The sequence below is a fragment of the Desulfovibrio sp. genome (genome assembly GCF_034006445.1).
Classification (GTDB): Bacteria; Desulfobacterota; Desulfovibrionia; order Desulfovibrionales; family Desulfovibrionaceae; genus Desulfovibrio.
This window is the reverse complement of sequence record NZ_JAVESS010000018.1, coordinates 1-21,373: the sequence shown is the minus strand read 5'-3', so window position 1 is coordinate 21,373 and position 21,373 is coordinate 1. Positions and strand designations below refer to the sequence as shown.

The 21,373-nt window shown below is 60.3% G+C and carries 17 protein-coding genes; 2 read left to right on the top strand and 15 right to left on the bottom strand.

Annotated elements, in window-relative coordinates; genetic code table 11:
• Positions 1 to 81 precede the first annotated feature (81 nt).
• A complete protein-coding gene (locus tag RBR41_RS11930; protein WP_320352839.1) occupies positions 82 to 1,632 on the bottom strand; it encodes a lipopolysaccharide biosynthesis protein in 1,551 nt (516 codons plus the stop codon).
• Between the two features lie 331 nt (positions 1,633 to 1,963).
• Here RBR41_RS11930 and ilvD point away from each other — a divergent pair, with 331 nt between their 5' ends.
• Together ilvD and RBR41_RS11920 are read left to right on the top strand one after the other, a co-directional pair.
• On the top strand, positions 1,964 to 3,640 hold the full coding sequence (gene ilvD / locus RBR41_RS11925) for a dihydroxy-acid dehydratase (protein WP_320352838.1): 1,677 nt from the start codon (positions 1,964 to 1,966) through the stop codon (positions 3,638 to 3,640).
• Positions 3,641 to 4,114: 474 nt separating this feature from the next.
• Positions 4,115 to 5,050, top strand: coding sequence for an AEC family transporter (locus RBR41_RS11920; protein ID WP_320352836.1), 936 nt, complete (start codon positions 4,115 to 4,117; stop codon positions 5,048 to 5,050).
• 504 nt (positions 5,051 to 5,554) lie between these two features.
• Here the strand turns inward: RBR41_RS11920 and RBR41_RS11915 are convergent.
• The 14 genes from RBR41_RS11915 to RBR41_RS11850 form a co-directional block, all read right to left on the bottom strand.
• Positions 5,555 to 6,094 carry an HdeA/HdeB family chaperone gene (locus RBR41_RS11915; protein ID WP_320352835.1) on the bottom strand — a complete coding sequence of 180 codons (540 nt, stop codon included), beginning with the start codon at positions 6,092 to 6,094 and terminating at the stop codon, positions 5,555 to 5,557.
• Positions 6,095 to 6,339: 245 nt separating this feature from the next.
• Positions 6,340 to 7,020 carry an ABC transporter ATP-binding protein gene (locus RBR41_RS11910; protein WP_320352834.1) on the bottom strand — a complete coding sequence of 227 codons (681 nt, stop codon included), beginning with the start codon at positions 7,018 to 7,020 and terminating at the stop codon, positions 6,340 to 6,342.
• A 164-nt stretch (positions 7,021 to 7,184) separates the two neighbouring features.
• Positions 7,185 to 8,933, bottom strand: coding sequence for an FtsX-like permease family protein (locus tag RBR41_RS11905; protein WP_320352833.1), 1,749 nt, complete (start codon positions 8,931 to 8,933; stop codon positions 7,185 to 7,187).
• A 3-nt stretch (positions 8,934 to 8,936) separates the two neighbouring features.
• Complete coding sequence (locus RBR41_RS11900; protein ID WP_320352832.1) at positions 8,937 to 9,464, bottom strand: DUF2318 domain-containing protein; 528 nt, start codon at positions 9,462 to 9,464, stop codon at positions 8,937 to 8,939.
• 565 nt (positions 9,465 to 10,029) lie between these two features.
• Positions 10,030 to 10,890, bottom strand: coding sequence for an FAD/NAD(P)-binding protein (locus RBR41_RS11895; RefSeq protein ID WP_320352873.1), 861 nt, complete (start codon positions 10,888 to 10,890; stop codon positions 10,030 to 10,032).
• 158 nt (positions 10,891 to 11,048) lie between these two features.
• On the bottom strand, positions 11,049 to 12,122 hold the full coding sequence (locus tag RBR41_RS11890) for a 4Fe-4S dicluster domain-containing protein (RefSeq protein ID WP_320352830.1): 1,074 nt from the start codon (positions 12,120 to 12,122) through the stop codon (positions 11,049 to 11,051).
• Positions 12,119 to 13,567 carry a hydrogenase iron-sulfur subunit gene (locus RBR41_RS11885; protein WP_320352828.1) on the bottom strand — a complete coding sequence of 483 codons (1,449 nt, stop codon included), beginning with the start codon at positions 13,565 to 13,567 and terminating at the stop codon, positions 12,119 to 12,121. Before RBR41_RS11885 ends, RBR41_RS11890 begins: the two co-directional genes overlap by 4 nt.
• Positions 13,555 to 15,516, bottom strand: coding sequence for a CoB--CoM heterodisulfide reductase iron-sulfur subunit A family protein (locus RBR41_RS11880; RefSeq protein WP_320352827.1), 1,962 nt, complete (start codon positions 15,514 to 15,516; stop codon positions 13,555 to 13,557). Before RBR41_RS11880 ends, RBR41_RS11885 begins: the two co-directional genes overlap by 13 nt.
• Positions 15,513 to 16,433: a CoB--CoM heterodisulfide reductase iron-sulfur subunit B family protein gene (locus RBR41_RS11875; RefSeq protein ID WP_320352826.1), complete on the bottom strand. Its 921-nt coding sequence runs from the start codon at positions 16,431 to 16,433 to the stop codon at positions 15,513 to 15,515. Before RBR41_RS11875 ends, RBR41_RS11880 begins: the two co-directional genes overlap by 4 nt.
• On the bottom strand, positions 16,430 to 17,011 hold the full coding sequence (locus RBR41_RS11870; RefSeq protein WP_320352825.1) for a 4Fe-4S dicluster domain-containing protein: 582 nt from the start codon (positions 17,009 to 17,011) through the stop codon (positions 16,430 to 16,432). Before RBR41_RS11870 ends, RBR41_RS11875 begins: the two co-directional genes overlap by 4 nt.
• Before the next feature lie 127 nt (positions 17,012 to 17,138).
• On the bottom strand, positions 17,139 to 17,585 hold the full coding sequence (gene aroQ / locus RBR41_RS11865) for a type II 3-dehydroquinate dehydratase (protein ID WP_320352824.1): 447 nt from the start codon (positions 17,583 to 17,585) through the stop codon (positions 17,139 to 17,141).
• A 248-nt stretch (positions 17,586 to 17,833) separates the two neighbouring features.
• Positions 17,834 to 18,757 carry a shikimate dehydrogenase gene (locus RBR41_RS11860; protein WP_320352823.1) on the bottom strand — a complete coding sequence of 308 codons (924 nt, stop codon included), beginning with the start codon at positions 18,755 to 18,757 and terminating at the stop codon, positions 17,834 to 17,836.
• A 516-nt stretch (positions 18,758 to 19,273) separates the two neighbouring features.
• Entirely contained in the window at positions 19,274 to 20,770 is a 1,497-nt protein-coding gene (locus tag RBR41_RS11855; protein ID WP_320352822.1) for a flagellar hook-basal body complex protein, read from the bottom strand.
• A gap of 87 nt (positions 20,771 to 20,857) precedes the next feature.
• Positions 20,858 to 21,265, bottom strand: coding sequence for a rhodanese-like domain-containing protein (locus tag RBR41_RS11850; protein ID WP_320352821.1), 408 nt, complete (start codon positions 21,263 to 21,265; stop codon positions 20,858 to 20,860).
• Positions 21,266 to 21,373 lie beyond the last annotated feature (108 nt).

Genomic DNA, 21,373 nt, shown 5'->3' with positions numbered 1-21,373 from the left:
AGAAGCTATCTTTCAAAGGACAGACCCGGTTTTGCTTCTTTCTGGCTAGCGCAGCGTAAACGTCATCCGCAACGCAACCCCCTACGCAGACTTTTGGCGGGACTTTCTGAAACGCGCCACAAGCTCCCGCACATCCTGCCGCGAAAGTCCGAGCAGGGCGGGCATTGCCACGCAGACCACCCCGGCCCCAGCGCTGTACAGCACACCGGAAACAAGAAAGCGCGAAAAGGTGTTGAGGTCGCCCAGGCCGGCCATGATGGTTCCTTCACGGCACAGCCACGCCAGGGTAAGCAGCACGGCGAGGCTCCATATCTGGTGGGCGAAATTGCGCCAGAAACTCAGGGGCAGAAAACGCGAAGCCAGCCACAGATAGACGTTGACCGTGATGATCTGCACGGCCACGGTTTTGATGGCAAGGCCGACGGCTCCGAGATTCAGGCCCATATATTCCGGCGGGGCCAGCAGAAACCATGCTGTGGTGAAGCCGTAAACGCACTCAAGGGCTGCCATATTGCGCAGTACGCGCGTGCGCCCTGTGGCGTGAAAGACCGATCCGGCCAGCTGGCCGTAAGCCTGGTGCAGCGGATAGAGGGCCATGATCTGCACGGGCAGCGTGGCGGCGGCAAATTCCGCCCCGCCAAAAAAGTCCACCAGGGCAGAGCCTTCCACCAGCGTAAAGCAGGAAAAATAGGCCGCCACCACATAGAGCAGGGGAGCGAAGCGCGTGAGCAGCCGCCCCATGGCCTCGCGGTCATTGTGCCCCCAGGCTATGGAAAGCTCGCGCATGATCAGCGGCGTCATGGCCGAAACAAAAAGAAAACAGGCCATGCTGACTTTTTGCGACAGGGCAAAAAAGCCCTGTTGCACGCTGCCGTCAAACCACTGCAAGAGCCAGCGTTCGGCGGTGAGCAGCAGGAACGAGAGCAGGGCCTGCACAAAAAGCGGATGGCTGTAATTGAAAAATTCGCGCTGGTAGGCCTTGCTCTGCCCATCGGGCAGGCTGAACGCCAGGGCCACCTCGCGGCTGCGCCAGTGGCGGCGCGTCACCAGCCAGTAGCCAAGGGCCATAAGCCCCAGCATGAGGTACTGCTGTGCAAAAAGGGTGTGTATGTTCAGCCAGTCCTGCCAGAACATGAGGCCCAGCAGGGCCACCATGAACAGCGAAACTACCGTGCGCACCATTTCCGAGGCCACAGTGGCCCCCACGGCGTCGTTCATCGAGCGCAGCACCCGTCCCCACCAGGTAAGAAAGGCCCACAATGCCGCCAGGGGAGCCAGCCACAAGGGCACGTCCGGCATGAGCAGATCGCCCAGCGCGGGCGCTTGCAGGGCCAGCGCCGCCAGCAGGATGATGCCGAAGACCAGCACGGTCACACGGGCATAGAATCCCACAAGGCCTGTTTCGTTCTGTCTGCGGGACAGGGCGTTGTAAAAGCAGGTGGAGGTGCCCATATCCAGAAAGCCGGTAAGCTGCTGGAAAAGGTTGGTGGCAAAGCTGTAGTTACCGTACATGTGCGGGCCCAGGGCGCGTGGAAGGATCGCCTCCATGACCAGGTAGACGGGTACAGTGGCGATGTTTGCCAGAAGCTTGAAGATGTAGCGGCGCGCCAGCGTCGGGGTGGAGCTTTGCATGCCCGGAAACTACCCCACTTCCTTACGGCTCTCAATAGCGGGCAGCCCCCAGTTGCAAAAAAAGTGGGGCTGTGGCGTCGTGCGCCGTGAAGGCGCAACCGCCACCTGTCTGCATTGTTGCGCGCAGCAATGGTCGCGCGTAACATCAGGGGATAGTTTATTTTAAGGGGTATCTGCCTGCCATGGGGGCCGCCCTGGGGCCCGCACCCCGGCGGGCCGACAGGAACCGATATTGTTTACGAGCGTAATCTTTTGCCGTATGACTTGACGGTTGCCCGCACGCCGGATGTGGCGGCGGGAGAGTTTATTATCACAACGTAAGGATGCCGTCATGGATGAGAGCCGCAGTAAAAAGATGAAATCCGGCCTTGAAAAAGCCCCCCACCGTTCCCTGCTTTATGCTCTGGGTCTGACCAGAGAAGAAATGGACCGCCCGCTGGTCGGCGTGGTCAATGCTGCCAGTGAAGTGGTACCGGGGCACCTGCACCTAAACGCCCTGGCAGACGCAGTCAAGGCCGGTGTACGCATGGCTGGCGGCACGCCCTTGCAGTTTCCTGCCATTGCCGTGTGCGACGGCCTGGCCATGAACCACGAAGGCATGCGTTTTTCGCTGCCGTCACGCGAATTTATTGCGGATTCCATTGAAATCATGGCCCGTGGACATGCTTTTGACGCGCTGGTGTTCATACCCAACTGCGACAAGTGCGTGCCCGGCATGCTCATGGCCATGATGCGCCTGAATATTCCCTCCGTCATGGTTTCCGGCGGCCCCATGCTGCCCGGCAATATCGGCCCGAAAGAGCGCGGCGACCTCATCACCGTGTTTGAGGCCGTGGGCAAGGTGCGCAGCGGCGCCATCACCGAAGAGGAACTGGAATACATGGCCGAGCGCGCCTGTCCCGGCTGCGGAGCCTGTGCGGGCATGTTCACGGCCAACTCCATGAACTGCATGGCCGAAACCATCGGCGTGGCCCTGCCCGGCAACGGCACCATTCCCGCCGTGAGCGGCGCGCGCATCCGTCTGGCAAAAACGGCCGGTATGCGCGTTATGGACATGCTCGAGCGCGGCATCAAGCCCAGGGACATCGTGACCCCCAAGGCCGTGGCCAACGCCGTGGCCGTGGACATGGCGCTGGGCTGCTCCACCAATACGGTGCTGCACCTGCCTGCCGTGTTCGGCGAGGCCGGGCTTGACCTTGGCCTGGAAATTTTTGACGAGGTGAGCCGCAAGAGCCCCAACCTGTGCAAGCTTTCCCCGGCGGGCAAGCATTACATGGTGGATCTCGACAACGCGGGCGGCATCCCCGCCGTCATGACGGAACTGGACAAGCTGAACCTTATCAATAAGGACTGCATGACGGTCACCGGCAAGACCGTGGGCGAAAACCTGCGCGACGCCCGCGTGCTGGACAGCGACGTCATCCACAGTGTGGACAACCCCTATTCCAAACAGGGCGGCATCGCCATCCTGCGGGGCAGCCTTGCCCCGGGCGGCGCGGTGGTCAAGCAGTCCGCCGTTGCGCCGGAGATGATGTGCCGCGACGTGCGCGCACGGGTGTTCGAGTCTGAAGAAGACGCCATGAAGGCCATTCTTGACGGCAAGATCAAGCCCGGCGACGGCGTGGTCATCCGCTACGAAGGCCCGCGCGGCGGCCCCGGCATGCGTGAAATGCTTTCGCCCACAGCGGCCATCACGGGCATGGGCCTTGGCAAGGACGTGGCCCTGCTGACGGACGGGCGCTTCTCCGGCGGCACCAACGGCGCGGCCATCGGGCACATTTCGCCCGAAGCGGCGGACGGCGGCATTATCGGCCTGGTGCAGGAAGGGGATATGATCCATATCGACATTCCCAACCGCAAGCTTGACCTCATGGTTGACGCCGCCGAACTGGAACGCCGCAGCGCCGGACACAAGCCTGTGGAAAAACGCAGCCCCTATCCCGTACTGCGCCGTTACGCCCACCTTGTGAGTTCTGCGGCCAATGGTGCGAGATACCGGGATATCTAGGGAAACGCTGATGTATTCCGTTTGGCGGTGTTGCTTCACTTTTTTTGAAACAGTCGAGGACGGAAGAGTCCACTCCTGTTTCAAAAAAAGTTTGCGCCTTGCCAAACGAAATACCAGCGCGTTTCCAGGAGGCTCTTTAGAGCAGATTAACTTTGAGAATGTACATTCTCAAAGTTTAAGATACGCTCGCTTCGGTGCTTAACCGCGCAGATGAACTGCGCTTACACCTCTGCGGCGGGCGTCTGCTTCCGCATCCGCCAGAGCAATTTCAAAGTGAAATTGCTCCGGAGATTGCGTGAGCAATCGCCCGCAGCCTTATAATTGCTGACCCCACGGGCTGCCATGTCCGTGGGGTTTTATGACCGCGCTCCCCTGGAAGACCTCGAGGAGGACGGCCTGAAACGGCCCGGCGCATCTGCCGGGGTGTTTTACGTTGGGCGGATGCCCGCCCGAAAGTTCTTAACGGAGAGGCTCATGGCTTTTTTGCATGCAATGGGAGGCGTTTTCGGCCTCATTCTTATGGGAATGGTGGGCTACGTGCTGGCGGGCAAGGGGTGGTTTGGCCCCGAAACCCGTATTCTGCTGCCCCGTCTTATTACCTACGTGGCTTTGCCGCCCTATCTTATGTCCACCATCATGCGGGGCTTTCACCGGGACGGCCTGCTGGAATTTATGCAAGGGGCGCTGCTGCCCCTGGTCTCGGTGGCGCTGACCTTTGTGCTGGCCATCATTATTGGCAAGATCGCCAGGGTGAAACGGCAGCATTTTGGCCTTTTTTGCGCCAGCGTGGCCAATTCCAACACCATTTTTGTGGGCATTCCCGTCAATCTGGCCCTGTTTGGCGAAGAGGCCGTGCCCTATGTGCTGCTGTACTATTTCGCCAGCACCGTGTTTTTCTGGACAGTAGGGCAGTACGCCATCACGCGGGACATTGAGGGCGAAGCACGGCTGATTCCCCTGCGCACCCGCGTTATGCAGATATTTTCGCCGCCCCTGCTGGGTTTTCTCACAGGGGTGCTGCTGATACTCTGCAATGTGGAGCTGCCCTTCTTCATTCAGGACGCGGCCCGCTACCTCGGCAACATGACCACGCCCCTGGCGCTCATCTTCATAGGCATCACCATGTATGACATGGGCCTGCGCGGCGTCACGATCACACGCGACATGGGCCTGGCCCTCTCGGGCCGCATACTGCTCGGCCCGCTGGTCATGTACACGCTGCTGACCTTCTTTCCTGTGGGTGGACTCATGGGCAAGGTCTTCATCATGCAGTCCTCGCTGCCGGTAATGACCCAGGCGGCCATTCTGAGCGCCTATTACCATACGGACGCGGAGTTCGGCGCGCAGGCCGTGACCATGTCCACCTTGCTCTGTATTTTTACCGTGCCCCTGTACATGACCATTTTGTGATGTGCCTTTGAAAGGCTTGTGGGGGAGAAAGGTTTGTGGGGAAGAAAGGCTTGTGGGGGAGAGACCCTTTTGCAAAAGGGTCTCCTCCCCCACGCCCCCACCCCCTAAAACTTTTATTTTTAGCGCACGTTAATGAATGAAATGAGTTAATTGCCCTAGAGCAATTTTACATTGAAATTGCTCCGGCGACTGCGTGAGCAGGCGTCCGCCGCGAAGGCGTATGCGCAGTTTATCTGCGCGGTTAAACGCCGTAGTGAGCGTGCCTTAAACTTTGAGAATGTACATTCTCAAAGTTAATCTGCCCTAGGACAAAAGAAAAAGATCAAAGGCCCGCGCGGAACCCGCGCAAAAAAGCAGCCGTCTCCAAGGAGACGGCTGCTTTTTCAGATTGTACCGCTGGTTGCTTGCGCGATTAAGCGTCGAAGCGAGCGTAGTGTAAATTTTGAGAATGTATATTCTCAAAGCTGATGGCGCTATTGGGTGGCAAAGAACTCTTTATGTGGGCTACTTGGCGCTCTTGGCCAGCACGTCCAGCATGAGGGCGTCCGGCTGCTTGACGCAGGCGTCCAGAAATGCCTTGAGGGTGGCGTCGCTGCTAAGCACAGAGGCTTCGGTTTTGTTCTTGCCGCGATTATAGCCGTCCAGCCAGATCACAAAGCCGCTGCCGTTGTCGGGGTCGGCGTTGTAGTCGCTGCACTTGGTTTTGTCCGCCTGCCAGGTGTCGTCCTTGGGTATGTCCTGGGACTTGCGCGCCTTGGCCCAGATGTCGGCAACCTTGTCGGTGGGGTGGCTCTGACAGTACGTGTATACGCCGGTAAGCAGCGGGGCCAGAATGTCGGGGTGGGCAGCGGCGTCGCCCGCGCCAGCGCTGACGTAGCCGTCGATCTGAAGCGCCTCGAATATGGGCGGCTGGCCGCCGTCCGTCATGGGCATGGTCACAAGCTCGGCGCATATGAAGCTATTGGGCGAGATTTTGTCATTGGCGGCCTGAGCCGCCACAGGCAGGCTCAGCAGCAGGCAACAGAGAACAAGAACGTTCTTCATGGATACTCCCTTGGTGAAAGACTTGTTCTTCCATTACCCACAGGGGCGCGTCTGTCAACAGGCAATACCTTGCCTCAGGGGGTGGCGCTGGATCGGGCAGGCATGGGGCATACCCCGCTCACGGGCCAGGCGAGCGGGTTTGCCAGTTTGAGTTCATCTTTTTAAGCCGCTTAACCGATTGGGCTATCCTTTGTCGGTTATGCTCGAGCGTCGCCCAACAGATGCCGCCTGTGCAGGAGTGACGCCTATGCCGGAGTGCCGTCCGACAGCACGCGCCCTTCACGCATCTGGACGCAACGCCCGGCCAGCGCCGCATAGTCGGGATTATGAGTGACCATGACGATGGTCAAGCCTTCACCATTGAGTTCACGCAAAAGCTGCATGATGGAATCGCCTGTGGCCATGTCCAGGCTGCCCGTTGGCTCGTCGGCAAAAAGTATGCGCGGGTCGGATGCGAGGCCCCGCGCAATGGCCACACGCTGCTGTTCGCCGCCCGAAAGCTCGGAAGGCAGACTGTGTTTCTTGTGCCCCAGGCCCACGCGCTCAAGGCAGCTTACGGCCCTTTGACGCTGCTGCGCGCTGATGCCGCGAAAGCCGTTGGCCCCCGGCAACAGGACGTTTTCCAGCACCGACAGGTAGGGCATAAGGTGGTGGGCCTGAAAAATCATGGCAAAGGCGTTGTTGCGCAGGTGGTCGCGCTCCTGTTCGCGCATGGCGGCAAGGTCGGCCCCCTGAAACAGCACCTGACCGCTGTCCGGTTCCGTAAGGGTGGAGAGCACATTGAGCATGGTGGACTTTCCAGACCCGGAACGGCCCGTCACTGCCACAAACTCGCCTTCTTCAATGCGCAGGTTTACCCCGCGCAACACGGGCGCGGCCTGGCCGCCCGCGCGGTAGGATTTAACTATATCAATTGCTTCAAGCATATATGTATCCTTTTAGAGCATTTCAATTTTGAAATGCTGTGGCGGCTGCGGGCAGACGCCCGCCGTGGAGGCGTAAACGCAGTTTATCTGCGTGGTTAAACGCCGTAACGGGCGCGCCTAAAACGTTGAGAATGCCTATTCTCAACGTCATTCTGTTCCAAGGGCTACAGCGACGTAAGCGCTTCCGCCGGGTTGGCGCGCGCCGCCTTGTATGCGGGAAATGCGGCGGCCAGCACAGCCAGGGCGCTTGCCATCAGTCCGTAGCCGAACAGGGCCGCGAAGGAAAAGGCCGGATAGGCCGCAGCCTCTATCTGCATGGCCACAAGCACCTTGCTGCCCGCAAAGTATCCCGCCGCGTATCCCGCCACGCCTGCCAGAAAGCCGATAACAAGGGCTTCGGCGGCAAAGATGAAGAAGACCGCCCGCCGCGAAAAGCCCACAGCGCGCAGCAGGCCGATTTCCTTGCGGCGCTCGTTGACGGAAACCAGCATGGACATGACCACCATGACGCATGCGGAGAACAGGATGACCACCGTAACCACAAGGGCCATGTTCTGCGCAAAGGAAATGGAGTACATGCGCTGGGCCACCACCTGCCGCAAGGCCCGGATGTCCTGGCCGGGCAGGGCCGCGCCCAGTTCGCTGACAATATCCTCAATGGGGCAGCCGGAGCAGAGCGCGGCCACTTCAATAAAGCTGGCGGCGTCGGGCGCGTGAAAAAGTTTCTGCGCTTCAGGCAGATGGGCAAAAAGAACGCTGTCGTCATCGCTGCCCGTGGGTTGCAGCACGCCCTCCACAAGATATTGCGCACCATTGAGCCAGATTGCCTGCCCGGGGCTGAGCTTGAGGCGCTCCGCCACGGTTGCTCCGGCCAGCAGATGGCGCTCAGGTGTAAGCGTCTGATCCGGGTGCTGTGATGCGGTCTGCTGCGGCGCGGTATGCTGCTCACCGGGCACGGCGTGTTGTGCGCTGGGCGCGGTATGGTCGAGGCCCTGCCCGTCAGGCCGTGCGGCGTCCAGCATGGCGGTATGGCCCATGTCTGCCTGCGCGGGATTGAAATCCTGTGCAGCGTACCCTGCGTGTCCTGGTTGTCCCGCATGGAAGTCAGGGATGTCCATAATGCCCGCGCAGCAGTCGTCGTTCTCGTCTGTGGTGGAAACGGAGTTGGGGGCAATGGGCACGGGAGCCACGTCTGTGCCCGCCATGTTGGTGCCTGCTGTGTCTGCCATGCCCGTGCCTGCCGTGGCCGCTCCTTCCGTGTCTGGGCCGGGAGCGGAAGCGTCCACCATATTGGCGGCGGTCATGTTCGAGCCATGCGCGTTGGGGGCCGTCATGTTGGAGTCTGGCGCGGGCGTGCCCGCCGTGTCTTTGGGGGGCACATCAGTCTGGCTGGCGTGTTTGGCGTGCTGTTCTTCCATGCGCTGCATGAGCGGGTCTGGGGCCTGCATGGTTGCAACGCCGGGGATGGCTCCCCTTGCATGCCAGAACTGCTTCAACTCCACTTCAGAGTCGAAATTCACCCCCACCAGGGGCACAAGCACCGTGGTTTCGCCTGCCTCTGCGGCAAAGGCCACAAGGCCCGCGAGCTTGGGGGCCACCACGGATATCCTGTCCCGGAGCGGGATGCCCTCAATGGCGCGCTGGGTTTCGGCCAGGGGAATATAGCCGTTGTCCACCGTGGCGTTGCCAAGCGGGATGCCGCCATAGGAAATCTGGAGGGTTTCCCTCTTGGGGGTAATGGCGATGTTGGCACCGAAGGCGCTGAGTTTTTTTTCAAAGCCTTCGGCCACGGAGGAAGACACGTTGTTGAGGGCGGTAATGGCCGCCACGCCGAGCAGAAAGACGGACAGCAGCGCGGCGGAACGCCCCCATTTCTGCCGCAGGCAGCGTAAGGGAATGGTTATGATGTTCATGTGTTACCGGGCCCCGAAATACCTGACGCCAGCCTGTAGTTCCGTCACCGGAATGACAACGGCAGCGTCTGCAAGGCTGTAGGCCACGGGGTGCGGATTGCAGCCGCCCTTGCGGAGGCCGATGCGGTCGGCATGAAAAGCCTGGCCGCAGTTCTGGCAGACCATTGAATCGCCCTGCTGTTTGTATCCCTTGCCCGACTGCCAGCAGGAATCGCAGACATCGAGAGCCACGCGCACTTTTCCGGCGGAGTCCAGCAGGGCAAAAAAGATCACGTCGGTTCCGTCAATTTTCACTTTGTAGAAGGAAGCCTTGGCGCTCACGTCGGACACGGGCAGCGAAACGGCCCCGTCCTTGACCTCCAGCACGGTTTCCTTGCTGAAGAGGTTGCCGAAAGGCCCGGCATGGGCAGGGGCGGCAAAGAGCGCACAGCAAAGGGCAAGGGCCGTCAGTATCAGGGCGAGCATCTGCCGGTCAAAGGGGTGGGGTATGGCCTTGGCGGTGGAATATCCTGTGGTATGGGGGTGACGCATGTCTTCTCCGTGGCAATGTGTAGTGGGGGCGGGACGAGTCCGCGTGCATTCATAGTTTTTTAGTATGGGAACATATTTCAGGAATGATTTCCAGTGTTTTTCTCTTACGCCTGGGAAGAGAAAAATCACTGCTAGTTAGGGTAGTTTTATCATTGAGTGATGTGTGGCTCAGCCTGCTGCGAATCCTGTTGTGGGGCAGAAGGTTTTCTGCAAGAGGCTGAAACAGGAACAAAAGAAGACACTGATTAAAGGGCCTCTTGGAAACGCGCAGTTGTTTCGTTTGGCAAGGCGCGATCTTTTTTTGAAGCAGGAGTGGACTCTTCCGTCCTCGACTGTTTCAAAAAAAGTGAAGCAAGTCCGCCAAACGGAATAAATCAGCGTTTCCCTAAAATTAAAAGTTTTAGGGGGTGGGGGCGTGGGGGAGGAGACCCTTTTACAAAAGGGTCCCTCCCCCACAAAGCAGTACAACGCTCCACTTGCCCTTGCCCGCATGGCATATAAACAAACAAGGGGAGGGGCCTTTTTAAAGGCCCCTCCCCATAACTCATCTCACTCTCAACATCTGCTACATTTCAGGCGGCAGTTCCTGCAGTTCTTTCCAGGTAAACACCGGGCCGTCCACGCAGACGTAGCGCCCGCCGATGTTGCAGCGGCCACAGATGCCGATGCCGCACTTCATGCGCTTTTCAAGGGTGGTGACGATGTTTTCCGGGGCGAACTTGAGTTTTTCCAGAGCCTGCACCGTGAACTTGATCATGATGGGCGGCCCGCAGAGCACGGCCACGCAGTTTTTGGGGTCAGGGTTCAGTTCGGTAAGCACGTTGGGGATAAGGCCGACCTTGTGTTCCCAGCCTTCAAAGGGCGCGTCGATGCACAGGGTGCAGTCCAGATCGTCGCGGCGCAGCCAGTCTTCAGTTTCATAGCTGAAGGCCATGTCGCGGGGGGTGCGCGCGCCGTAGAGCAGGCTCACCTTGCCGTAATCCTTCCTGTTTTCCAGAATGTGCATCATGATGGTGCGGATGGGGGCCATGCCGATGCCGCCGCCCACGAAGAAGATGTCCTTGCCCTTCCAGTCATTGTAGGGAAAGAAGTTGCCCAGCGGCGCGCGCACGCCCACCTTGTCGCCGGGCGACAGGCGGTGGATGGCGGCGGTGACTTCCCCTGCCTGCATGACGGAGAACTGCAGATAGTTCTTCTGCGACGGCGGCGAGTTGATGACAAAGGTGGATTCGCCCGCGCCAAAGACGGAGAACTGCCCCACCTGGCCGGGTTCGTAGGTGAAGTTTTTCATGGCGTCGGCGTCGTCGAGCACCACGCGAAGGGTGCGGATGTTGCCTGTCTCCTGAATAACTTCAGCCACGGTGGCGGGCATGGGCAGGTACGGGTTGCCCGAAGGTTGCGGGCGGGGCGTTATTTCACGCAGCATGCCGCCCTTGGCCTGGGCTTTGGGCGCAGCCGCCTGCGCGGCTTCGGGCTTTGCCGCCTCGGTCTGGACTTCAGCGGCCTTGGCCGCAGCTGCGGGAGCGGCCGCCTGGGAGTCGTTTGTGGCTTTGGTAGTATTCTTCTTGGTTGCCATGTCTGCTCCTACTCGGCTTTGGGCTGCTTGGCTTCCAGCGCTGCCAGTACGATGGCGCGGATGTCCAGACAGACGGGGCAGTTGCTGATGCACCGGCCACAGCCGCTGCAGGAGAACGAACCCCAGTTTTCAGGATAGGTGGAGTACTTGTGCGAAACGCGGTTGCGCATGCGAAAGGCCTTTACGGTGCGGGGGTTATGCCCGCTGGCCTCACGCGTGAACAGCGACGACATGCAGTTGTCCCAGCTGCGCAGGCGGCGGCCGCCTTTTTCGCTCAGACCTTCACCTTCGTCGGTGATGTTGAAGCAATAGCAGGTGGGGCAGAAGTAGGTGCATGCGCCGCAGGACAGGCAACGGTCGGTCTGGTTTTGCCAGAACTCCACATCCGTGAACAGGGCCGCCAGTTTTTCCGGGGCTTCCTTGATATTGGGGGCGGGCACAAGGCTGGCCCAGGCCGCCTTGCGCACTTCCTCAACCTTGGAGAAGCGGTCAGCGCCGTCTTCCAGCGAAGAGGCGGCCAGCAGTTCCTCACCCTTGGGGGTGATGGCCTGCAGCACGTAGCCGCCCTCGATTTCGGTCATGAGGATGTCCGAACCTTCGGGAGAGGTGGGGCCGCCGCCAACCCAGTGGCAGAAGCAGGTATTGCAGCCGGAGTTGCAGGTCAGGCTGATGACGGTGAGCGCCTCGCGCCGGGCCTTGTAGTAGGGGTCGGCGAAGGGCCCCTTGAGATAGGGCCGGTCAAGGACGACGTAGCCGCGCGCGTCGCAGGGGCGGGTGGCGAAAACCACCGTGGCCTCTGCCTCGGGCTTGTCGTCAAGCTGCATGGAGACGCGGGCCGGATTTTCCGGATCTTTGCTTTTTTTATAGCGCACCAGGGTTTCGCTCTGGGGCAGCACGGCCTCCTTGGCGGGCACGGTGGCTTTTTCAAGGGTGAAGGCCATGCCTTCGCGCCAGGGTTCAAAGACCACCGAGCGCTTGGCCGCAGGCTTTTCCACGGGCACAAGCACGCGATTGCCTTGTTGCGAGAGAAAGGCCAGAAAGGCGGGCAAACCGTCGGGGGTTACAAATCGGGTCATGCTCATTTCCAGTCCCTCTCATGGATGTTCTTTTCTTCCACTTCATAGCCCAGCAGCGGCGGCACGTCTTCGGCATTGAGGCCGGACTTGTAGCCGTCAAAGAGCTGGCCCACGGCGCGGGCGATCTGCTGGCGCAGGGCAAGGATGGGAATGCCCACGGGGCAGGCCCGCTGGCATTCGCCGCAGCCCGTGCAGCGACCGGCAAGGTGCATGGCGTGTATGGTCTGGAAGAACAGTTTTTCCTTTACGCTGTCGTCCTGCGTCATCCAGTGCGGGTCGCGGCTGTCTGAAACGCAGAAGTCGCGGCAGACGCACATGGGGCAGGCGTTGCGGCAGGCGTAGCAGCGCAGGCAGCGATCCATCTGGCCGCGCCAGAAGGCCATGCGTTCTTCAAGACTCATGGAGTCCAGCAGGGCCAGTTCCGGCGGGGTGTACGGGCCTGCCTCCACCTTGACGGGCATGCCAAGGCGCGTGTCGGCCAGCACCGCCGAGGGCGTGGTACAGCCGTAGCATTTGCCCTGGGCGTAGTCGGTCATGCAGAAGCGGATGGGCTTGCCGTCAGCCGTGATGGTGACGCCGGCCTCGTCATATTCCACCTTGTCGATCTTTGTGTACCGGCCAAGACCCTGGTTGACGCGGGCCATATCCAGCGTGCCCTCGCAGGGCATGGCGAAGATGGTCACGTCCTCGCGGCGGATGAGCTTTTCCTGCAGCAGTTCCACCACGGAGCGGGAGTCGCAGCCCTTGACCACGATGCCGACCTTCTTGCCCTTGAAGGAGGGCAGGTACACGGCGAGGTTGTTGACGTTGAAGGGCCCCCACACGAGCTTGTCCACGTCTTCGGGCGTCTTCATGAAGATGGGCACGGTATGGGCGGCGTCATAGCCTTCGCCCCAGCCGAGCACCATGTCCAGTTCGGGCAGTTTGGCCTTGATGGCGTCCTTGAGTTCGCCAAGGGCCGAGGACTGCCCTGTGCCCAGAGGCCGCAGCGAGGTAAGCGCCATGTCGGCTATCTTGAGCAGCGGTTCGGGGTCTTCCAGGCTGGGCGCGGGGCCGAGCTTGTGGATGCGGTCGGTAAAGAGCGTCACCACTTGCTGCCAGCGCTGGCCTTCGGAAGCCGAAACCCAGGTGTATTCAAAGCGGCGGTCGTCAATGCCGAGTACGGGCAGGAACTGCTTGAGCACCTCAAGACGGCGGCGGGCGTAGAAGTTGCCGGCCGCGTAGTGGCAGTCGCGCGGATGGCAGCCGGAAACCAGCACGCCGTCCGCCCCGTTAAGCAGGGCCTTGACGATGAACAAGGGGTCGATGCGGCCCGAGCAGGGCACGCGTATGATACGCAGATCCGTGGGCTGTGTGGCGCGGGCCACACCAGCGGTGTCGGCGCCGCCATAGGAGCACCAGTTGCAGAGAAAACCCACAATCCGCAATTCTTTGCCTTCTAACACTGGCATAGCGCGTTAACCTCCGCAAGGATCTGGTTGTCTGTGGCGTGTGAAAGCTGGATGGCGCCCTGCGGGCAGGTGGCCGTGCAGAGGCCGCAGCCCTGGCAGACGGTTTCGATAACCTGCGCCTTGCCCTCGCCCCGGACTTCCACTTCCTTGATGGCCCCGAAGGGGCAGCACTGGATGCATTTGCCGCAGTTGACGCAGCGGCGCATGTCCACCTGGGCGATCTGCGGGTCACTCTCAAGCTTGTCCTTGGAGAAGAGGGCCAGCACCTTGGCGGCAGCGGCGGAACCCTGGGCCACGGAGGCGGGAATGTCCTTGGTGCCCTGGCATACGCCAGCCAGATAGACGCCAGCGGTGTTGGTTTCCACAGGCTTGAGCTTCACATGGCTTTCCATAAAGAAGCCGTAGCTGTCGTAAGAGATGCGCAGCTTTTCGGCCAGTTGGGGCGCGCCCTTGCTGGCTTCGATGCCCACGGCCAGCACCACGAGGTCGGCCTTGATTTCAATGGCCTGGCCCATGAGCGTATCCACGCCCATGACCACAAGCTGGCCCTGCCCGTCTGGATAGATCTGCGAGACGCGCCCGCGGATGTATTCCGTGCCGTATTCCTCCACCGTGCGGCGGGTGAATTCGTCATAGAGCTTGCCCGCTGCGCGGATGTCCATATAGAAGACGTAGGACTGGGAATCGGGGATGTGGTCCTTGGTCAGGATGGCCTGCTTGGCCGTGTACATGCAGCAGAAGCCGGAGCAGTAGGGTCGCCCGATGGATTTGTCGCGCGAGCCGACGCACTGCACGAACACGATGTTCTTGGGCTCCTTGCCGTCAGAGGGGCGCACGATGTGCCCGGAGGTGGGGCCGGAGGCATTGAGCAGGCGCTCGTACTGCAGGGACGTGATGACGTCGGGGTACGCGCCGCCGCCGTATTCCTGGTACACCGTCCAGTCCATGAGGTCATACCCGGTGGCGGCAATGATGCTGCCCACTTCCACGGTGATGATCTCGTCTTCCATGTCATACTTGATGGCCCCGGTGGGGCAGATCTTGGCGCACACGCCGCACTTGCCCTTGACGAACTGGCGGCAGTGGGCGGCGTTGATGACGGCCTTTTTGGGAATGGCCTGGGGAAAGGCAATGGTGATGGCCGTGGTGTCGCTCACAAGCTCGTTGAAAGCGTCGGGCGTTTTTTTGCTGGGGCACTTTTCGGTGCAGGCCCCGCAGCCCGTGCACAGGCTCCAGTCCACGTAAGTGGCGCGCTTGCGGATTTTGACCGTGAAGTTACCCACATAGCCCGAAATGTCTTCCACTTCGGAGTAGGCGTGGAGCGTGATGTTGGAGTGCTGGGCCACGTCCACCATCTTGGGGCCGAGAATGCAGGCAGAACAGTCCACAGTGGGAAAGGTCTTGTCCAGCTTGGCCATCTTGCCGCCGATGGTGGCGTCGCGCTCGACGAGCACCACGGGCACGCCGCCGTCGGCGCAGTCGAGAGCGGCCTGAATGCCCGCCACGCCGCCGCCGATGACCAGCACGCGCTTGTTCACGTCAAAGCTCTTGGCCAGGAGCGGCCTGTTGTTGCGCAGCTTTTCCACGGCCAGCAGCACGAGCTCCGCGGCCTTGTTGGTATTGGCGTTCATGTCGCGGCCGATCCACGAAACGTGTTCGCGGATGTTGGCCATTTCAAGCATGTAGCGGTTCAGACCCGCGCGTTCCACCGTGCGGCGGAAGGTGGGTTCGTGCATGCGGGGCGAACAGGAGGCGACCACGACGCCGTCAAGCTTGTGTTCGTGAATGGCTGCCTCAATGGCGGCCTGGCCGGGTTCGGCACAGGTGTACATGGGGTCGTCGGCATAGACAACGTCTGGGTAGGCGCGGGCAAGTTCCGCCACCTTGGCGCAGTCGACAGTGCCCGCGATATTGCTGCCGCAGTGGCAGACGAAAACACCTATTCTCATGACCTGCCTCCTTCAGCGGCCTTGGATCCGGCGGCGGATTCGCGCCGCAGTTCGTCCAGCTTGCGGATGAGGCCGTCGGCGCTGACGCGCAGCTTGCCGAGCCCCAGGTCCTTGTGGTCAAGGCCAAAGGCTATGCCCATCATCTGGGTGAAGTAGAGCACGGGCAGGTTGAAGGACGTGCCCATTTCCTTGGATGCCTGCGGCTGGCGCAGGTCAAGGTTCATCTGGCAGAGAGGACAGGCCACGATGACGGCGTCCACGCCAAGCTGGGTGGCAAGGTCAAGGATGCGGCCCGAATTACGGGCCGTCATGGGGCGCTCGGGTATGCCGAAGGACGCGCCGCAGCAGGCCGTCTTGAGGGGAAAGTCCACCATTTCGGCCCCACAGGCGGCCAGCATGCTTTCCATAAGGGTGGGATTTTCCGGGTCGCCGAAGTTCATGATCTCTGCCGGGCGGCTCATGAGGCAGCCGTAGTAGGCGGCCAGGCGCAGGCCCTTGAGGCTCTTGCGCACGCGGGCGGCGATGGCTTCCATGTCAAAGTTTTCGGCAATGCCCTGCATGACCGAGGTCACGGGCGGGAAGGTCTTGGCAGAAGGCCCGTCGAGCAGTTCGTCCACCCGTACGCGAAAGGCGGGGTCTTCCATACGTTTGGAGGCGAGCTTGAGATTGGACAAACAGCTTGGACAGGGCGTGAGCACAAGCTCGGCCTCCTGCTGGGCGGCTATGTCCAGGTTGCGTACGCAGAGCGCGGCGGAAAGCTCGGTGTCCACGGCGTGGGCCGGGGTGGAGCCACAGCAGTTCCAGTCGGGAATGTCCACAAGATTGATGTCCAGAGCCTTGCAGACGGCCTGGGTGGACAGTTCATAATCCTTGGAAGACCCCCTGGCCGAGCAGCCGGGGTAGTAGACAAAATTCATGGGCGAACCCCCTCGCGTTTGGCGCGTTCTTTATAGCGCTCGAAAATGCGTGAAACCGGGGCGGCTCCCTTGGGCAGCACATGGGGCTTGAGGCCGAGCTTGCCTTTTTTGAGGGCTTCGGGGGCCAGGTCCACGTCTGTAAAAACGCGCATGGAGCGCATCATGAACAGGGCCATAGTGCCTATTTCATAGGTGCGGCCAAAGGCGCGCACGGTGTCAAGAAAGGAAAACCAGAACTTTTCCACCTTGGGCACGGTCACGCGGCCTTCTTTGCGGGCCATGTGGCGTAAGGTCTCCATTATGCCCGCCACGTCGATATTGTTGGGGCAGCGGAGACTACAGGTGGAACAGGATAGGCACATCCAGATGGAGCGCGAATTGAGCACTTCATCTCTGAGGCCAAGCTGCACGGCCCGCATGATCTTGTTGACCTGAAGGTCGTAGGCGAGCCCTGCCGGGCAACCGGCTGTGCAGTTGCCGCATTGATAGCAGGTAGACACGTTTTGGCCGCTTAGCGCCTCCACTTCCGCCGTAAAGGCGGCATCGCGCATCCGGCTCAGATTGATGGCGTCGTTCATGAGAACTCTCTGGTTAGAGGCTGGGAGGGAAAACCCTCAGGACAAATAATAATGCCGTAACGAGTAACGCAGAAAATTGTAAAAAGCTAGTTCCAGTACAGAGGAATGTACTGGAACTAGCTTTGGTTTATTTATTCATATATATTACGGCATTGCGTGCCGCCCGCAGACCAAGAAGATAGCTGGCCGGGCCAAAGCCGCAGATGCTGCCGGTGCAGACGCTGGACAGCACGGAATCGTGCCTGAAGCTTTCACGGGCATGCACGTTGGACATGTGCACTTCCACCACGGGTATCTTCAGAATGGCCAGGGCCTCGGCAATGGCACGGCTGTAGTGCGTCCATGCTCCGGCGTTGATAACTATTGCCTGGATGTCTTCATCCAGAGTCTTGTGAATGCGATCCACCATTTCGCCTTCATGATTGGTCTGAAAACATTCCACCATGACGCCAAGTTCCGTGGCCAGCGTCTCAAGCGCCGAATCTATCTGGGCCAGGGTAATTGTGCCGTAATGGGTGGGATCACGCCTGCCAAACATGTTCAGATTGACGCCGTGCAAAACTAGTATGCGCATATGAACCTCGCTTGCGTCTGGCCGGCGACGGGGGGAACCCGGCGGCCCGGGCTTGCGCCCTGTATATACTCCACGGCGGCCGCAAGCGCGCCTGTGGAATGGTGTCGTGATGCAAACTTTGCGGCCAGGTCAGACCGGTTGCCCGTCAGGCTACCGTGCGCCTGAGACGCGCCGCGTAACAATATCCTGGAGCATTAACCACGTGAAATCCTTGCAGAGCAGTGAGCGCAGTTCATTCGAAAACGGATCTAGCTTGCTGTCAGGGCCGCTTCCAGGGCGCGCCGCGACTCCTGGGGCAGGCATTGGCCTGTCCAGAGGCGAAACTGGGTGTCGCCCTGGCCGAAAAACATGTCCATGCCAGAGAGACAGCGCCTGCCGTGGCGGGCGGCATCGCGCAGAAACAGTGTTTTCAGCGGGTTGTACACGATGTCATAGGCCAAAGTGGTTGTTTTGGCTGCATCTTTTTCACTTTTTTTATCCGCAAGCTCAAAAAGATAGGGCGTTTCGTTTTCGGCCTTGCCGCGCATGCCAAGGGGCGTGGTGTTGACCACAAGCCGGGCCGCAACATCGTGCCGCTGCGCCCAGGGCAGGGGCGTCAGGCCGAATTCTTCGGCCAGGGGCAGGTGCGAGGCGTCGGAGGGCGTGCAGATAAATACCGTGCCCGGCCTGCGCTCCCCGGCAAGGCTCGTGAGCCCGGCGGCAGCGGCTCTGGCCGCGCCGCCCGCGCCCAGCAAGAGCACGTTTGCGCCGTGCAGATCTTCCTGCGCCAGTGGGGCCATGAAACCGGCCACATCGGTATTTTCGCCGCAGAGTCGGTCTCCCTGCCAGTAGATGGTATTTACCGCGCCCACTTGCCGCGCCAGAGGACTGGCCTCGTCCAGCAAGGGCAGCAGTGCAACCTTGTGGGGAATGGTGACGGAGCAGCCGCCAATGCGCAAGGTGCGCACGCTGTCCACAAAAGCAGGCAGACGCTGGGGCGGAATTTCCCATCGCAGGTACAGGGCGCGCAGACCAAGCGTTGTAAAACCGGTATTGTGCAGAAGAGGGGAGAGGCTTTGCGCCAGAGGCCAGCCCGTGACGCCGTAAAGAACGGTTTCAGCGGCGCTCTGCGCTTCGGGCGGAAGATGTTTACTGCCCGAAGCAGGGATGTCTGAGGCGATGGAAGCATTCATGGCTTCGGCTTCTCCATGCTATTGCCGTGCCGCCACATAATTTGATGGCGGTCAGGGCCGCCGTCTGAAAAGAGTGAATGCGGCAGTATGACCCGTGGCGTAGCCCGGGAATTTGTTCAGGCCAGCAACCACGCGGCTTTGCGCGTGGTTCCGGCAGGCCCGCCGGAAAAAGGCAGACCCCGAAGACAGGACGTGCAACACACCCGAAGGCGAAAGCAAATCCGTATCAAAATTGACATTTTTGCACAACATGCCGCGTTTTGTGCATTCGGAGACACTAGTATACCATTTGTGAAAATAATAAAAAAGCCCCTTTGCAGGGGCAGTAAATACAGAATGTCGGGTTCGTTCATTAACAGGCTGGTTTATTGATAAAACTTTGTTCTGTGCGCCAGTTTTCCACTGCGTGCACGAACCTGTCCAGGCCTTTGCATAAATGGAAAATGCGAATTTTATTGGCAAATCTGTTGGCAAAAGGGCGGGCTCCTGCCAGGCCCGCAGCAGGGTCAACGCTGGCTAACGCTTCAGTTCCACGGCCTTCTGCAGCATCTGGTCTGCTGTTGTGACCACCTTGCTGTTGGACTGGAAGCCACGCTGGGTAATGATCATATTGGTCATTTCCGTGGCCATGTCCACGTTGGAATTTTCGGTGTTGTACGCGCGTATGGTTCCGTAGTTTTCAGTCCCGGCAACGCCCATTTCCATTTTTCCGGCCTCTGGCGTGGCGCTGAAGAGGTTGCTGCCTTCACGGCGCAAGCCGTCCTCGCTGGTAAACCGGCAGATGGGAATCTGCCACAGGTTGGCGCTCTGGTTGTTGGAATAGTTGCCCACCACCGTACCGTCACTGGCAATACTGATGTTGCTCAAGGTTCCGGAGGCATGTCCGTCCTGGGTGTTGCGCCGCGTGACCGGCGAAGTGCCGGTATAGTTGGTGGTGGCGTCAACGGCAACAGTTGCGCCTGTGCCCATACCTCCCAGGGCGGACTGGCTTGTGCCCACGGCCGCCGCGTTGGCGGGCGCGTTCTGCCAGCCGCCAGTGGAACTGATGCCCAGATCCACCGTGGTGGCCACCCCGTTTACGGTCATCTGGGGCAGGCCGCCTGCTGAAAGCTGCGAGGGCACCCAGTCCGCCAGATTGGTGCTGCCCGCCACCGCCGGGGTAAAGGCCGTCATGTCTTTCAGTTGCCCCTTGGAGTCAAAGGTCAGGGTGCCGGTCATGAGCGCGCCCGTGCCTGCCGTGGCCGTGCCGTCCTTGGCGGTGTCGCCGGAGGCGATGAGGTATTTCACCACGCTGTCCGGCTGGCTGCTGGAGGCGGCGTCAAAATAGATGGTGGCCTGCTGCGTGGAGCCGTCCGCGCCGTACATGGTGATGGACTGCGCGTAGCCATAGGCCGTGTTGGAAATGGGCGGCGAACCGGTGGCGTCATAGTTGCTGAGAAGGGTGAAATACGGGTTGGTCGCGTCAGTGGAGCTTGGCGTGCTCAGCCCGAGGTTGTAGCGCATGTCCACGGCAGTAGTCGTTTTGGCGGGCATCTGGGAGAACTTGTCAATGGTGACCTGTTGCAGGCTGCCCTTGGTGCCGTCGGCATTATACTTGTAGCCGTTGAGAGCCAGCCCCGAAGGCGTGCGCAGAACGCCCTGATCATCCGTGCGGAAGTCTCCGGCACGGGTATAGTAAAGATCCACGCCATCCGTGACCTGAAAAAAGCCCTTGCCGCTGATGGCCATGTCCGTGACGGTATTGCTGGAGTCAAAAGAGCCCTGCCCGAACATGGTGCGCACGGACTCCACCTGAAGGCCCATGCCGACCTGGCCCAGGGCCACGCGCGAGTTGTCCTGCGCGTTCCACCAGTCTCCTATGCCGCCTTGTTGGGCATAGAAAACGTCGGAAAACAGGATGCCCTGCTGCTTGAAGCCTATGGTGCTGATGTTGGCGATGTTATTGGTGGTAACATTCATGCCCTCAGCCAGGCCTTTCATGCCGGTGGCGCCTATATATAATGAAGAATTCACGCTTGCCTCCAAAAAAATAGGGGCGGCGGAGGAAAAAGATTCCTCCCCGCCCCTGAAGATGCAGAGAGCGTGCCAGCCTGTGAAAGACTACTTTTCCTGAGGCAGACCAAGCTGTTGCCACTTGGTGATGCCTTCGTTCATATGCAAAATATTCCCAATGCCCGCCTTGGTCATGACGTCATAGGCGCTGCCCGAACGGTTGCCCGTGCGGCAGTAGAGCAGAACAGGGGCGGTTTTGGGCAGGCTCTGGATCTGCGTTTCAAACGGCCCGCCGAAGTAGTCCATATTCACCGCGCCGGGCAGATGCCCCTCACGAAACTCCGCCGGAGTGCGCACATCCACGATGACCAGCCCTTGAGGCGGGTTTTGCAGCAGGGCGGCGGCGTCCTGCACGCTGATATCCCTGGCCAGGGCGGGAACCGCCAGCAGCACAAGCATGAGCAGAGCCAAAAGGCGGAACATATGGCGCGGTATGGAGTGATGGGTGTTTTTCATGATACTTCCCAAGGATCTGCTTTTCCGTATTTTGTCTGCGCTATTTTATTGTGGCGCGGGCCTTGGCAAAGCCTTCGGCCGCGTTGCGGATAACGCTTTCGTCCACGC

Coding starts and splice junctions, on each gene's coding strand:
- RBR41_RS11920 (WP_320352836.1), top strand. CDS start 4,115: ATGGCTTTTTTGCATGCAATGGGAGGCGTTTTCGGCCTCATTCTTATG.
- RBR41_RS11915 (WP_320352835.1), bottom strand. CDS start 6,094: ATGAAGAACGTTCTTGTTCTCTGTTGCCTGCTGCTGAGCCTGCCTGTG.
- RBR41_RS11885 (WP_320352828.1), bottom strand. CDS start 13,567: ATGCCAGTGTTAGAAGGCAAAGAATTGCGGATTGTGGGTTTTCTCTGC.
- RBR41_RS11895 (WP_320352873.1), bottom strand. CDS start 10,890: ATGCTGCGTGAAATAACGCCCCGCCCGCAACCTTCGGGCAACCCGTAC.
- RBR41_RS11870 (WP_320352825.1), bottom strand. CDS start 17,011: ATGAACGACGCCATCAATCTGAGCCGGATGCGCGATGCCGCCTTTACG.
- RBR41_RS11905 (WP_320352833.1), bottom strand. CDS start 8,933: ATGAACATCATAACCATTCCCTTACGCTGCCTGCGGCAGAAATGGGGG.
- RBR41_RS11850 (WP_320352821.1), bottom strand. CDS start 21,265: ATGAAAAACACCCATCACTCCATACCGCGCCATATGTTCCGCCTTTTG.
- aroQ (WP_320352824.1), bottom strand. CDS start 17,585: ATGCGCATACTAGTTTTGCACGGCGTCAATCTGAACATGTTTGGCAGG.
- RBR41_RS11880 (WP_320352827.1), bottom strand. CDS start 15,516: ATGAGAATAGGTGTTTTCGTCTGCCACTGCGGCAGCAATATCGCGGGC.
- RBR41_RS11875 (WP_320352826.1), bottom strand. CDS start 16,433: ATGAATTTTGTCTACTACCCCGGCTGCTCGGCCAGGGGGTCTTCCAAG.
- RBR41_RS11890 (WP_320352830.1), bottom strand. CDS start 12,122: ATGAGCATGACCCGATTTGTAACCCCCGACGGTTTGCCCGCCTTTCTG.
- ilvD (WP_320352838.1), top strand. CDS start 1,964: ATGGATGAGAGCCGCAGTAAAAAGATGAAATCCGGCCTTGAAAAAGCC.
- RBR41_RS11910 (WP_320352834.1), bottom strand. CDS start 7,020: ATGCTTGAAGCAATTGATATAGTTAAATCCTACCGCGCGGGCGGCCAG.
- RBR41_RS11930 (WP_320352839.1), bottom strand. CDS start 1,632: ATGCAAAGCTCCACCCCGACGCTGGCGCGCCGCTACATCTTCAAGCTT.
- RBR41_RS11860 (WP_320352823.1), bottom strand. CDS start 18,757: ATGAATGCTTCCATCGCCTCAGACATCCCTGCTTCGGGCAGTAAACAT.
- RBR41_RS11900 (WP_320352832.1), bottom strand. CDS start 9,464: ATGCGTCACCCCCATACCACAGGATATTCCACCGCCAAGGCCATACCC.